This is a genomic window from Candidatus Roseilinea sp. NK_OTU-006 (assembly GCF_012931985.1).
GTDB lineage: Bacteria > Chloroflexota > Anaerolineae > J036 > Brachytrichaceae > JAAFGM01.
This window is the reverse complement of sequence record NZ_JAAFGM010000017.1, coordinates 48812-63629: the sequence shown is the minus strand read 5'-3', so window position 1 is coordinate 63629 and position 14818 is coordinate 48812. Positions and strand designations below refer to the sequence as shown.

Annotated in this window: 7 protein-coding genes; 4 read left to right on the top strand and 3 right to left on the bottom strand. The window is 64.6% G+C overall.

What is annotated here, in order from left to right:
- The 3 genes from GXH28_RS10065 to GXH28_RS16850 all read right to left on the bottom strand — a co-directional run.
- On the bottom strand, positions 1–237 hold a 237-nt coding region (locus GXH28_RS10065; protein WP_320447946.1), incomplete at its 3' end, for an RHS repeat-associated core domain-containing protein.
- Between the two features lie 186 nt (positions 238–423).
- Complete coding sequence (locus tag GXH28_RS10060; protein WP_169238892.1) at positions 424–1494, bottom strand: hypothetical protein; 1071 nt, start codon at positions 1492–1494, stop codon at positions 424–426.
- Between the two features lie 17 nt (positions 1495–1511).
- Positions 1512–7700, bottom strand: a complete 6189-nt coding sequence (locus GXH28_RS16850) for an RHS repeat-associated core domain-containing protein (RefSeq protein WP_169238891.1) — start codon at positions 7698–7700, stop codon at positions 1512–1514.
- A gap of 371 nt (positions 7701–8071) precedes the next feature.
- Between GXH28_RS16850 and ppc the strand changes: the two genes are divergently transcribed.
- The 4 genes from ppc to GXH28_RS10035 all read left to right on the top strand — a co-directional run bounded on the left by ppc (position 8072) and on the right by GXH28_RS10035 (position 14807).
- A complete protein-coding gene (ppc, locus tag GXH28_RS10050) occupies positions 8072–10951 on the top strand; it encodes a phosphoenolpyruvate carboxylase (protein WP_169238890.1) in 2880 nt (959 codons plus the stop codon).
- A 22-nt stretch (positions 10952–10973) separates the two neighbouring features.
- A complete protein-coding gene (locus GXH28_RS10045; protein ID WP_169238889.1) occupies positions 10974–12284 on the top strand; it encodes a gluconeogenesis factor YvcK family protein in 1311 nt (436 codons plus the stop codon).
- A gap of 63 nt (positions 12285–12347) precedes the next feature.
- Positions 12348–13361, top strand: coding sequence for a type I glyceraldehyde-3-phosphate dehydrogenase (gap, locus tag GXH28_RS10040; RefSeq protein ID WP_169238888.1), 1014 nt, complete (start codon positions 12348–12350; stop codon positions 13359–13361).
- Positions 13362–13499: 138 nt separating this feature from the next.
- On the top strand, positions 13500–14807 hold the full coding sequence (locus tag GXH28_RS10035; RefSeq protein WP_169238887.1) for a serpin family protein: 1308 nt from the start codon (positions 13500–13502) through the stop codon (positions 14805–14807).
- Positions 14808–14818: the final 11 nt, after the last annotated feature.

Sequence of the window (14818 nt, the reverse complement as noted above, 5' to 3'; positions counted from 1 at the left end):
GTAGCGGTCGAGCGCCTGCGACCGCAGGGAGTCCCCGTGGGACGGGTCGCCCGGCCGCGGCACGATGCTGTCCGGCGAGAGGAAGCGGGCCAACAGCGGCGAGTAGTAGCGCGCGTTGTAATCATAGAGGCCGACACTGCCTTCCAAACGCTGGCCGGCGGCCACGTCCCGCGTGAGCGCAGCGAACGGCAGGATGAACCGCCGATCCGTCGGCCACGTCCCGCTAACGTGGCGCACCAAGCCATACGGCGTGTCCCACAGGGAGGCTTCGCACTAGCGGCTCTGCGACACCACCCCACCGCTCGCATTCGTCACCAGCGAGGCACTGCCCAGGTGATCCCCATGCAGTCAATACACCGCACTCCCCTCGCGCATCGCTCCAAGCGTAGTCGAGAGGAAATTGCTAGAGCACAACCGCCACTCCTACCTCTGCTCTGCAGATACGCGTCGGCTACAACGCAAGTCGGCGACAAAGATAGTTCCAGTCCAAATTGAGGTTTCTCTTAGCGGTTCAAAAAGTAAAAACCGAGTATCACGAGCGATGGCTACCCCGCGTATGCCCGTGTAGGGGCTACCCTGCCCAATCGCATACACAGAGGACAAGTCACGATCCACCTCAGCGAACACCACGCGTTCCCCTGTCACCAAGTTGTGCCTCCACACCCGCATTGCCTCCGGGTCTGGATCCAGAATCACATCATCAGTCAACCAGGCATCAGGCATAGAGTTCTCCGTAAGCGTCACAATTGCACCACTGCCTAACTCTTGAATGCGCATGGGAAACTGCCGGATTCCCTTGTCTTTTGTCTCTGCGCTGTAAGCCAAGCGCTTACCATGGGGCGATAAGCTAATCGGGCCAACACCACCCCTCTTCACGCTGTCGATAGTCACCGCAGCAGTGAACGGCTCTGTCCAACCAACCATGTCTATCTGTAACCAGCCGCGCTTGATTCCGCGCGTCGCAGCTAGAATAGATTCCGTCTCCAACACATCGAACTCCACACAGTGTGGACAGTCGCGAATCTCCTTCGCTTGCATCGTCTCTAGGTTTATCCACCACAGCTTGCGTTCTTCTGGCTTCTTGTCGTGGTCGTAAAGGGAGAGATGGTATAGCCCGCGATCATCCGTGCCCCACTTCACCGCATTGAAAGCGAAGGGAGCAGCTGGCGTACGCCACTCGCCCGTCAACAAGTTGTAGATACTAAAATGATAATTAATTTCAAGAGATGCAACATACGCAATCCACTGACCGCTTGACGAGATCGCCTTCAGCGTGTTGCCTGCCCACCCCCTAGGCACACCTCGAACGCATTGTTTCGGGATGAACAGCCCTTGCCATTCTTCTAAAGGCGGCTCGCTTGGTTCCGCCGTGACAGCACGAGTCGGCGCCGGGGTATAGATGGTCCCACGCTCGTTAATTGGCCTTAACAGACAGCCAGCCAGCACGCTGCTGACCAGCATGCTCAGCAAGACCAGCACCTTTCTTTCGCGCATTACGATCCCCTCCTAGCCTACTTGATTCGCGGCGGCTTGAACAAGGCATGCATGGCTTCCTGCCACGCACCGCTGTGTAAATCGTCCCGCGCCTGTCTATACACTGGCAGCGAATCGTCCCTGTTGAAATGATTTCTCGCTGTCGCTGCATCGGAGGTGAGCGCTTCAAGCATTGCTTGCTCGTAGCTTTCAAGCCTTCCTCCTAACTCTTGCTTGACCTGATACTGAAAGATATACGCCTCGCGTTCGAACTGCTTGGTGGTGAACTCGCGGTCGCGATGCGCGTGCTCCGGCAGCTCGTGCGCCACCTCCCGTTGGAAGGCATGGAACAACTCATGCCCTACCAGCGCCACCCAGTTTGCATCTGCCAATCGGTCTCGTTCGTTCGCCGACGGTGGGACAATGATCAGGTGGCCGCTCCCCTTGGCCTGCCAGTGCACATCGCCGCCGAAGTGCCCGGATGCCAACGGCAGGCTGATCCCGCCCCGAGCCTGCGGCAGTATAGCGATCGTCACTTGCTGCATCAGGTCAACCTCCTTGGCGCGTAGCTTGTCGAACATGGCGCGCCCCAGCCGGGTGGATTCCAGCCGGCGTTGCAGTTGGGCTTTCTGCTCGTTGCTCAGGCAGCTGAGCACCTGGCAGACCTCGTCGGCTTGGTGCCCTGTTGGGTCGGTGTATCTCAGCGGGTTGTTGCGGACGTAGGCGTAGCGGTTGAAGTCTTGCGGATTAGCGGGGTTGGGCACAATGCTGTCCGGCGAGAGGAAGCGCCCGAACAACGGCGAGTAATAGCGCGCGTTGTAATCATAGAGGCCGACACTGGCTTCCAGCCGCTGCCCCGTGAACCGCCGATCCGTCGGCCACGTCCCGCTGACCTGCCGCGCCGAACCATACGGCGTATAGCGGCTCTGCGACACCACCCCACCGCTCGCATTCGTCACCAGCGAGGCACTGCCCAGATGATCCCCATGCAGCCAGAACACGCCAGACGAATTGCGCATCGCCACCCGTTGGCCGTTGAAGTAGTAGTAATTCGTCCAGCCCGTGCTGCTGTTCCACTCCGCATGCGGGCCGACGTAGATCGTGGTCTGGCCGTTGTGCGTCTTGCGCACTAGCGTGCCGTCGGCGTCGTAGAAGTAGCGAATGTCCTGCCCGTTGCCATACACCCGCGTCAACTTGTTGTCCGCGTTCCACTCCTGCGTATACCACGCCCCGTTGTCCCACCGGCTCACCATGTTCCCGTTGGCATCGTAGCTGGCGATCACCCCCCAATCGCAATGTGTCAGCGCGTGCGGCTTGCTGGGGTGTTGATAGGACAACGGCCCGCCGCACACCCCGGTCTTGAACGTCATCCGCCCGATCGCGTCGTAGCTGTAGCTCTCGCTGTAGCCCGGCCAGCCCACCTGTGGCGCCACGCCCGTCAGCCGATCGAGGTCGTCGTAGCCGTAGGCCAGCCGCTCGCCGGTCGTCCGGTCGCCGCTGAAGCGGATGTTGCCGACGGCGTCGTAGGCATACACCAGCTTCAACAGCGCGCCGGCGGCGCTGCTTTCGTCGTCGCAGTTGCCGCTGCTGGTGGCCACGCACAGCCGGCGCAGCCGCCCGTAGCTGGTGTTGCCGGCGTTCGGGTATTCCAGGTCGCTGCCGTAGTGGTAGCGCTGCGTGCGCGCGCCGTTGCCGTGATCCATCCGGGTCAGCAACCCCAGCGCGTTGTAGCTGGCGTTCGACACATAGACGCTCGCGCCGCTCAGGCTGCGCGGCCGCATGGCGTCATCGTAGCCGGTCGTCACCACCTCGCCGTTCGGGTAGATCATGCTCGTCACCCGGTCGGCGCTGTCGTAGGCGAACTGGACGTCGAACGTCCCAGGGACACCGTCCACCGAGCGAGTCTCTTTCTTCACCCGCCCGCGGGCGTCATATTCCCAGCGCGTCCAGGTGTTGGTGCCCGTCGCGCCGTTAAGCACCTGCGCGATGGTGCGCCGCCCGACCGGATGCGCGCCGCTCGTCCACCACGTGGCATCGTAGGCGTAGCCGGCGATGTCCACGCCGTTGACCGCCTTCTTGGTCAAACGATTGAGGGCGTCATACGTGAACGTCAGCGTCTGGCCTTTGGCATCGGTCTGGCCGATCAGGTTGCCGTTGGCATCATAGGCGTAGCTCCAACTGCCCATGTTCGGGTCGCTCATGCTGATCTTGCGGCCCAGGGCGTCGTAGCCGATGGTGGTGACGTAGCCCAGCGCGTCGGTCACCCGGGTCAGTTGCCCCAACCAGTCATACGCGTAGTGCGTCTGGGCATACAGCGCGTGCGTCCCGGCGTCGAAGTTGCCGGTGTATTCCTCCACCCGCACCAGGCGTCCCAGCCCGTCGCTGACCCACACCTTGGTGCGCCCCAGCGCGTCCACCCCCCGCCGGCGCGCCTCGACGCCGCCAGATTGCCCATACAGCGTGCGCGTCGCTGCCCCGTCCGGCCCGACCACCCGCGTCACTCGCCCCAGCAGGTCATATTCGGTCAGGGTGTGCGGCCGCCCATCCCAACCGCCCGGCCGGCTGAACCCCCAACTGAAGCCTTCCAGGGCCGGCATGAAGCGGCGCACCTCGCGGCCCAGCGCGTCGTAGGTGATGTTCACCACCTGCTGCTGCGCCCCGTTGATCGTCTCGCTGCGCGTCTGCACCGGCCGCCCCAACCCGTCGTAGAACGTAAACGTCGGGTGCACGCAGCCGCCGCAGCCGGCGGCCTCGCGCTGCCAGGTCTCCACCTTGAACGGCGGGCTGATCGCCGCCTGGTTAGCGTCGCTGTAGGCGTAGCTCAAGGTCGGGTAGCCGTCGCTGTCGCCGGGGCGCACCACCGCGGTCACCCGCCCCCACACGTCATACCAGTAGCGCTCCTGAACCTGGTTCGGGTCGGTGACCGAGGCCAGCGCGCCCCACGGCTGCCCCGCCGGGCGCGCCACGCCATCCACCCCGAAGTAGGCGTAGGCGGTAGTATGGTTCAGCGGGTTGCGCACCCACAGCACCTTCAACGTCACCGGGTCGTAGCCGGCCGTGCTGGTGTGGCCGCGCGGGTCGGTGATCGCCGTCAGGTTGCCCTGCCCGTCGTAGCCGTAGGTCTCGCTCACCCAGAACTGGCCCTGCCGCCCGCGCTCCACCCGCGTCACCAGCCCGCGCACCGGCGCGGTGGAGTAGTGCGAGTGGCCGTCGTAATACACCAGCGTCTGCGTGCGCAACTGCGGGATGTCGGCGTTCTCGTGAATGCCGTCGAAGCGGTTCTCCCACGCCACCCGCCCGACGACCCACCGCGTCCAGTTGTGGGTGTAGCCCCAATGCGTGCTCAACTCGTCGCCGCCGCGATGCCAAAAGCCGCGCCGGAACTCGGCCGTGGGATTCCCCAATCCGTCCACCCGCCGCTCGACGCGGGTCATCAGCACCCCGCCGGGCGGCACGTTGCCGGCGGCGTAGCTCAGGTCGCCGAAGGGGAATTCATCCGTCACCGCTGCCCAGCTCAGCCAGGTGCCCGCCGGCTGGCCCGGGGCCGGCTCGTTCACCCCATACCACACTCGGCCGGCGCGCAGCACCGTCCCGCCGTCGGCCGAGTAGTGGCGCGTGTCATACACCTGCCCCAGCCAGCGCCGGTCGGTGTGCGTGTCGGTGCGCACCACGCTCAGCGGGCTGCCGCCCTGCGGGCTCACTCGCTTGACCAGCGTGCCGTAGCCCATCAGCCCGCCGCGCGACTCCGGATACACGTCGTCATGCCCCAGGTGACACGGGCTGCCCGCGTCGTTCCAGCACGGGTTGGAGAACTCGTAGGTCTCGACGGTCACCCCGCCCAGCCCGTCGCGCAGCGTGCGCTGGTTGACGTGGAAATACGTCCGGTCGTTGCGGTAGCCCTGCCAGTAGCCGAACTCCACCCGCCCGCCATAGCCGTTGTTGATCGCCCGCACCAGCGTGTCGTTGGCGTTCTGGTATTCGAAGGTGATGTTCGGCAACTGCCGCCAGCCGTTGATGCCGGTGTCCCACGCCTGCGGGGTGATGCGCGCCACGCGGGGGTTCCACGGTGGGCCAGCATAGCCCAGCTCGTAGCGCCGCAGGCGCCAGGCATCCTGTGGGCAATTGTCCGGTTCGCCGGCGATGTAGCGACAACTCCAGATCGCGTGCAGGCGCGCCGGCGAACCGGTGTATTCGAACTTCACCACATACCCCCGCGGCGGGCTGCTGTGCCGGTTGCCGTAGCGGATGTAGCTCAGCCGGGTGTTGCTCTCCCAGTCCGCCCCCATCTGCCAAGACGATTGCCCGTCCACCATGCCGTTGTCGCCGCTCATCGGCTCTTCGGCGTAGACCCACTCGGCCGACCAGCCGCCCGTGACGGCCGGGTCGTCGCGCCGCGGCGAATACACGTAGCGCAGATACCAGGTCTGGTAGGCGATCAGGTTGCCGTTGCGCTTGCGGAAGACCTTGGTGCTGGCGGCGTCCGTCCCGAAGGCGTAGCGCGTCCCATCCGCCGTCCACACTTGCCAGTAATACGGCGCCGGCACGCCGAAATCGCTGAATCCTCCGAACGGCAGCGCCGTCCCGTTGCACGACGTCCCGAACGTGCAGCGATACACCCGCACCGGCGCGTAGTTCTGGGTCACGAATTCGTCCGCCCCGTTGGCGCTGCCCTTGTAGATCAGGTTGTATTCCACGCCGCCCAGGCTGAGCTTGTATTGGTCATAGGTGATCAACTCGTAGTATTGCTGGAACAGCGTGCCCCACTGCGGCGACCAGGTGGTGTACTGGCGCTTCTCCAGCTTCACCCCTCGGCGCACGTGCGGCACGTCCAGGCTCCAGCCTGCGCCCATGCGGTAGTCATCGCCCGAGCCGCCGCCTTCCGCGCCGGCGCTGGAGTAGGCGATGGCCAGGTTGGGCTGCACCCCGTCAGGCAGTTCCGGCAGCTCGATGCTCTGGGCGTAGGTGGCCGACCCACGAAACGGGCTCACCCCGCCCATGTTCGGGGCGAACTTCCACGGCTCCGGCCGCCCGGCCGGCACCTGGAAGATCATGGTGTAGGACGAGAAGTGGCGCAACGGCGCCGTCAACACACCCTGGGCGGCGTTGAAGTGCGCCGGCACGGGTTCGTAGACGACCTGGTGCACCTCGACGGTCTTGGCGCTGCCGTCGGCCAGCTTGGCCTGCTCGGTGCGCGTGCTCACCCGCTGGTAGGCCAGCGCCGGCTCGACGCCCGCGGCCAGCAGCGCCTCGCTCAGCAGCCCGCGCAGGTCAACGGTCGCCGTCACCGGCGCGGCGAAGACCAGGTCCGGCTCCACGCGGAAGGTCAGCGCGGGCAACCCGCCGGCCTCGGCGCGCTCCAGGAAGACGCTGCCGCGCAGCGCCACGCGCGACGCCAGCGCGCCGGGGGCGAAGGCGAGCGTCACCCGCCCGCCGGGCAGCACGAGCGTCCCGCCCTCGGCGGACAACGCCGCCTCGGCCGGTGCGGCGCCGATCACCACCGCCTGCGCCAGCGCCTCGACACTCAGGCCGCCGGCCTCGCCGAGCTGCACCTCGGGGATGACCTTGAGCGTCACGCTGTCTTCGTCCCGCTCAGGCGCACCGGCTTTGACCGCGCTCGCCTGCACCTGGAAGGGGAACTCGGCCAAGCCGGTCTGATCCACGCCGGCCTTCGCCCAGCTCAGCATGCGCGTGGCGGGGTCGTAGCTCGCCTCCTGGGCGCTGCCGGGCACGTAGTCCAGCCCCTCCGGCAGGGTCAGGCGCACGCTCAGGCCCTCGAGCGGCCGGCGTGCACGCAGCACCAGCGTCGCGGCCAAGGTCTCGCCGGGCAAGGCGTAGGCGGGGTCGAAGGCGACGTGGGCGCGCAGCACACCCTCCGGCGGCAGCAGCTCGGGCAGCGGGGCGGCTTCCGCGGCGAGGGGTGGTTCGGCCGCCGGGCGGCCTGGATCGCCGGCCAATTCGGGCAGGCGTTGAAGGGCAGGGTCGGCGGGTGGCTGGGCTGACGGGTCGAACAGGCGGTTGAAGTCGGGGTGGCCGGGGACGATCACCGCACCGAGCGGGTCGTAGTTCACCGGCCGGGCCGGCGCGCCGGCGGACTCGACCGGCGCGGCTACGCCGGTCTCGGCCGGCGGCGTTTGCGGGGGGGGGCGAACGAGAGCGACATCAGCGCCAGGGCGGCGCTCAGCACGAGATTCAAACCTGCTTGCGAGCGAAGGCGTACCGACACGCACCGCGACATGCTTCCCTTCTGTGAATCAGCCGGCAGATGGTCTCTCTTACGACACAGGAGTATATGCCCGCGCCGCTGGGATGCAAGTGGTGCATTTCAAAATGGGGAAGCGCGGACTGGCCCGCAGCGGTATTCGCTTCGGTCGCGCCGGGATCAATCCCAGCGCCGAGCATACAGGCAAGCCGCGCGCATCCCGCCCCTTTCCGCCCAGGCGTTTACGCCGGGACAGCTCTACGTCTGCCCTCGTTGGCGAATGCACCCCATAGCGGCGCTTGCGCGTATCATTCAGGATCGTCCGCGCTCTGTTGGCACGTATGTAGGCACAGCGCTTGCTTCCCCTAAGTTGGTCTGATCTATAGTTTCGACTTCGGTATGCAGCACCAAGTGAACGCGGTCGGCACGACCGATCCACTCGCGGAGAACATCAATGCTATGGGCTATCTGCTCGGCGAAGTGATCACCGAGCTGAACGGTCCGGAGACGCTGGCGCTCGAAGAGCATCTGCGCAAGCTGGCTAAGGACAGCCGCGCCGGCAACCCGCAGGCGGCGGAACATCTGCGCATTGCCATCGGCGAGCTGAGCGCCGACCAGGCCTACGAGATGGCCATGGCCTTTACCACCTACTTCGAGTTGGTGAACCTGTGCGAAGAGCACCATCGCACGATGAAGCTGCGCCGGTATCGCGCCGAACGCGCCGCCGGCCAACGGGCCGAACCGGTGCGCGAATCCATCGAAGCGGCGTTGATCGAACTGAAGCGCCAGGGCGTCACGGCGGGGACGCTCCAGACCATGCTCGATCGGATGTCCATCGAGCTGGTCTTCACGGCCCATCCCACCGAAGCCAAGCGCCGCACGGTGTTGACCAAGCTGCGCCGGTTGTCGGACATGCTCAAGGCGGATTCCCGACCCCCAACTTCCGATGGGGCTGGGCAGTGGGGAGCGGGAAGCGAGGAGTGGGGAGTGAGGAGTCGGACGCTTGCTGCTGCCATCAAGCGCGAAATCGCGTCGCTGTGGTTGACCGATCGTGCGCGCACCGCGCAGCCGGCGGTCACGGATGAGGTGGAAACCGGTTTGTGGTACTTCACCGCGACGCTGTGGCAGGTGATCCCACAGCTATACGCCGACTTGCAAGCCGCCCTCGATGCGCACTATCCGGGGACGCGCGCGCCAGAGCGCTGGCTGACGTTCGGCTCCTGGATCGGCGGCGACCGCGACGGCAACCCGAATGTCACTCCCCAGGTCACAGCCGACACGCTGCAATTGCATCGCGAGCACGCCATTGACAAGCTCCGCCACGCTGTGCACGAACTGTCCCACTTGTTGAGCATCTCGATCAACCGAGATACCATCACCCCGGAAATGCAGGCGCTGCTCGGGCGCATCAACGGCGCTTCGGCCTCGTCGCGCGCGCGCACGATCGCGCAGCGTTATCCCAATGAACCTTATCGGATGGTGCTGGCCAGCCTCACCGCCCAGCTTCAGGAGGCCTTTGAGCAAACCAAACTGTACCCGCTGTATCCGTTCAACGCGGCGCGCCCTACGTTAGCGCTGTCGCCCAGCCTATCCTTGCCGCTTACCCTGCCGCCGGCCATCACGCTGCACCAGGTGAAAGAGACCCTGAACACCATCAGCGACAGCTTGCGGCGCGGACGCGCCGCGCTGCTGGCCGGCGGCGAGCTGAGCGACCTGCAGCGTCAACTCAACGTGTTCGGCTTGCATTGGGCGCGTCTCGATCTGCGCCAGCATTCCGCCTGGCACGAAGAGGCAGTCGCCGCTCTCCTGGCCAAGAGCGGCGTCTGTGACCACTACACACAACTTGACGAAGCGCAGAAAGTAGCCCTGCTCACCGCGCAGTTGTCGCAGCCCAACAGCAGCTTGCTGGACCGCATTGGCCCGCTGGATGAGGGCACGCTGTGTGTGACGGAGCCGCTCGCGCTGGCGCGCGAAGCGATCGAACGCTACGGGCGAGAGGCGCTGGGGGTGTACGTCATCAGCATGACGAACGGCTTGTCCGACGTGCTGGAGGTAGCGCTGCTGATGGCTTGGTGCCGCGTGCGGCTGCCTATCGTACCGTTATTTGAGACGCGCGAAGATTTGCGACATGCGCCCGACATCCTACGCGCCATGTTCGCGCATCCGGTCTACCGCAGCATTCTGCGCGCGCAGTCCGACGAGCAGGTCATCATGCTGGGCTATTCGGACAGTAACAAAGACTGCGGCTATATCACTGCCAACTGGGAACTTTACAAGGCGCAAGAGGCGATTGCTACGCTCTGCCGGGAACACGGCATCCGGTTCACGCTCTTCCACGGACGCGGCGGGACGATTGCGCGCGGCGGCGGTCCCGCAGCCAAGGCGATCCTCGCGCAGCCCATCGGCCTGTTGGACGGACGGATCCGCATCACCGAACAAGGCGAAGTGCTCTCCACGCGCTACCAGGACCCCGACCTGGCGCGCCGGCATCTGGAGCAGGTGGCCTATGGGGTGCTGCTCGGCATGTACCGCGCCGAGCATCCGCTCACCATTCCGGCGGAGTGGAAGGCGGCGATGGAGGAGATCGCCGAGTACGGGTTCCAGGCCTATCGCGCGTTGGTGCACGAAGATCCGGATTTTCTGAAGTTCTGGGAGCAGGCCACGCCGATCGCCGAGATCAGCATGTTGAAGGTAGGGTCGCGGCCGGCGTTCCGCCGGCCGACGCGATCGGTGAAAGACCTGCGCGCGATCCCCTGGGTGTTCTCTTGGATGCAGAGCCGATTCGTGCTGCCTGGATGGTATGGGTTGGGCACGGCTTTGGAGGCGATGCTAGGGCGCGGCAGCGAGACGCGCACGCTGCTGCAGCAGATGTATCGCGAGTGGCCTTTCTTCCAGACCACGCTGGATAACGCCCAGCAAAGCCTGGCCAAGGCCGACATGGGCATCGCGTCGCTCTATGCCACGCTAGTGGAAGACGAACGCATCCGTGAGCGCATCTTCGGAATCATCCGGCGGGAGTTCGACCGCACCTGTCAAGCGATCTTCGCGATCGCCGGCCAGGCCGCGCTGCTGGATAACGAACCGGTGCTGCAAAAGTCCATCCGCCTGCGCAATCCCTACGTGGACCCGCTCAACTACATCCAGGTAGAGATGATCCGCCGATTGCGCCGGCTGATGCATGTCGGCGAAACAACGCAGACGCCGGAGGCGGCCAAGCTGCGCCAGGTCATCGAACTCACCATCAACGGGGTGAGCGCCGGATTGCGAAACACCGGCTGAGTACAATTGCGCCCATCGCTTCATGAAAGAGGCACTGTTGAGTCGCTCTCACTTGCTCTGGTTCATCCCCGGACTGCACGTCAAGCGGTGGTTCATCTTGATGGTTGCAGGCGTGACGCTGATCGGCCTCGGCATCGGCTTCATCCTGGTCGAAATCTACCGCGAAGCGCCGCTGCCGGCGATCTTCTACTACCTCACCCTGCAGTTCATCCCGCGCTGGTTGCGTGGGCTCTTGCTCGGCGTGCTGGGCCTCAGCGCCTTCGTGTTTGGCTTGTATCGCCTGAACCGCACGTTAATCCAATCGGTGCGCGGCAACGACACGCAGCCCATTGTCAAGAAATTGGTGCGCCAGTATGTCACCTCACAGGGGCCACACATCGTCGCCATCGGCGGCGGACACGGCCTGGCAGCGCTGCTGCGCGGCCTGAAACAGCACACCGCCAACATCACCGCCATTGTCACGGTGGCCGATGACGGCGGCAGCTCCGGCCGGTTGCGCCGCGAGTTCGGCGTGCTGCCGCCGGGCGACTTCCGCATGTGCATCTCGGCGCTGGCCGACGATGAATCGCTCGTGTCGCAGTTGATGCAGTACCGCTTCGGCAACGGCGATGGGCTGAGCGGCCATTCGTTCGGCAACCTGTTCATCACTGCCATGGCCGAGTTAACCGGCAGCTTCGAGCGCGCCATCCTGGAATCGAGCCGAGTGGTGGCCAGCCAGGGCCGGATCGTCCCCAGCACATTGACCGACGTCACGCTGTGCGCCGAGTATAAAGCGCCGGACTTGGCCCCCGCTACGATCGGCCCTGCGCCCTCGCCTACGCCGGTGCGCGGCGAATCATCCATTGGGAAGAAAGGTCTGCCGATCGAGCGCGTCTGGCTGGAGCCAGCCGACCCGCCGGCGCATCCGGAGGCGATTCGGGCCATCTTGGAGGCCGACCTCGTCGTCTTGGCGCCGGGCAGCTTGTTTACCAGCATCATGCCCAACCTGCTGGTGCCGGGGATCGTCCAGGCGTTGCGCGAAACGTCGGCCCGGTGCATCTACGTGTGCAACTTGGCAACCGAGCGCGGCGAGACAGACCATTTCAGCATGAGCGACCACGTCCGCGCCATTGAGCGACACATCGGGCCGGGCATCTTGGATGTGGTATTGGCCAACGACTATGCCAATCCCAACTTCAAGGCACCCAGCGGCGTGGACTTCGTCCTGGCCGACGCAGAGGTTCAGGGCAGCACGGTCGCTGTCGCACATGCCGACTTGGCCGACGAAACCGCGCCCTGGCGTCACGATCCCGCCAAGCTTGCCGCCGCCGTATTGAAGTTCATCCAAGGCTGAGAGCGCCGCGGCCCTGAACAACCATGATTAATCATTGCCAACAAGCAGTTCACAGGTGAAAACATGTCAAAGACAAAAATCGGAATCAACGGCTTTGGCCGAATCGGGCGACAAGTGCTCAAGGCGCTGTTCGAATATCATCATGGCGCATTTGACGTCGTCGCCATCAACGACCTTTTGGACGCCCATACCAATGCCCACCTCTTCAAATACGACTCGAACTACGGTCGCTTTCCAGGCACCGTGGAGGTGGACGGCACGGATCTGATCGTGAACGGCGATCGCATCAAGGTGTTCGCCGAGAAAGATCCGGCTGCCATTCCCTGGGGCAGCGTCGGGGCCGACATCGTGATCGAATCCACCGGCCTATTCACCGACGCCGACAAGGCTCGCGCGCACCTCAACGGCGGCGCGAAGAAAGTCATCATCAGCGCGCCGGCAAAGAAAGAGGACATCACTATCGTGATGGGCGTGAACCACGACAAATACGATCCGGCCAAGCACCACGTGGTGTCGAACGCCTCGTGCACGACCAACGGCCTGGCGCCGGTCGCCAAAGTGCTGTTCGACCGGTTCGGCATCGAGAAAGGCATTCTCACCACCATCCACTCCTACACCAACTCGCAGCGCCTGCTCGACGTTGCGGCTAAGGATCTGCGCGACGCGCGCGCGGCGGCCATGAACATCGTGCCCAGCGAGACGGGGGCAGCCCGCGCAGTCGGCCTGGTCATCCCAGAGCTACAAGGCAAATTCAGCGGCATGGCCTTCCGCGTGCCCACGCCGACGGTGTCGGTGGTGGACTTCACCGCCGTGCTCAGCCGGAACGTCACCAAAGACGAGGTGAACGCTGCAATGAAAGAATACGCCGAAGGGCCGATGAAAGGCATCCTCGGCTACACCGATGAGCCGCTGGTCTCGATGGACCTCAAGGGCGACACGCGCTCTTCCATTTTCAGCGCGATGGACACGCTCGTCATCGGCGGCAACCTGGTGAAAGTCGTCGCCTGGTACGACAACGAATGGGGCTACTCGTGCCGCGTCGGCGATCTAGCCGCCTATATGGCGTCCAAGATGTAACCTCAGATGCGCTCGACTTGGCCGCAGCGCCCTGGACTCCCTGCAGAGTCGAGGGCGCTGCACTTTATCGGCGAGGATTTCGCGCCACACGCGCGGGTTCGCGCTGCGCTAAACGCGCGGTCTGATATAGTTCCACCTGTGAGAAGCCCAATACCGCGCTGGGTTGTGGCCGGAGCATTGTGCCTGGTCGCCGGTTGCGCCACCGCCCCGCCCATAGCGCCAACGCGCGAAGCGCCGACGACGGCGCCGAGCGAACCTGCGCCCCCCGCGGCAACCCAAAGCCCGCCCACCGATGACCACACCCCACCGCGCATGAACACCATCCGTCCGGAATTCACGCAGGCGACCACGACGTTTGCGCTGGACTTGTTTCGGCGAGTTGCCCAGCAGGACGCCGACAAGAACGTCTTCATCTCGCCGGCCAATGTCGCCATCGCCTTGGCGATGACGGCAAATGGCGCGCGCGGCGAGACGCTGCAGGCCATGCTCGCCACGATGGGAAACGAAGGCGCCACGCTGGACGGGCTGAACGCCGATTACGCCGCGTTGCAGGCGTTGCTCCGGCGCGACGATCCCGGCCTGGTCCTCACCATCGCCAACTCGCTCTGGGCGCGGGCCGGCGTTCCCTTCAACGCAGATTTCCTGCAACGCGCGCGCCGCTTCTACGCCGCCGAAATCAGCGAGCTGGACTTCACACAACCCAACGCCCCAGGCGTGATCAACGGTTGGGTCAGCGACAAGACCAACGGCAAGATTCCAGACCTAGTGGACGACATCCCCGAAGATGCCGTGCTGTTCCTCATCAGCGCCATCTACTTCAACGGCGCCTGGCAGACGCCTTTCAACGCAGAACTGACCCAGGATTTGCCCTTCAACCTGCTCGATGGATCGCAAAAGCAAACGCCAACCATGTTTCGATCGGGCACCTTCGAATACCTGAAGGGGGGTGATTTTCAGGCCGTGCGCCTGCCATACACAGGCGATACGCTTCGGATGGTCGTTTTCCTGCCCGATGCAGGCCGCACGCTGGCCGAGTTCGAATCCATGCTCACGAGTGAGAACTGGGCGACCTGGCGCACGCAATTCGCTCCTCAGCAAGGGGAACTGTTCCTTCCCCGCTTTAAGGCAACGTATAACATCGCGCTGAACGACGTACTGCAAGCGATGGGCATGGCAGCCGCCTTTGACCCCAGCAAGGCGGATTTCTCCGGCATGCGGCCGATTCCTCCCACCATCTTCATCAGCAGTGTGCGACACCTGGCCTATGTAGAAGTGAACGAAGCCGGCACCGAGGCTGCAGCAGCGACGTCCGTTCAGGCGGACACCACTTCAGCAGGGCCGATCGAGGACAGATTCACCATGCGCGTGGACCGGCCTTTCTGCTTTGCGATCGAGGACAGCAGCACGGGCAGCCTGATATTCATCGGCGCGATCGTTGAGCCTTAAGCGACGCACAG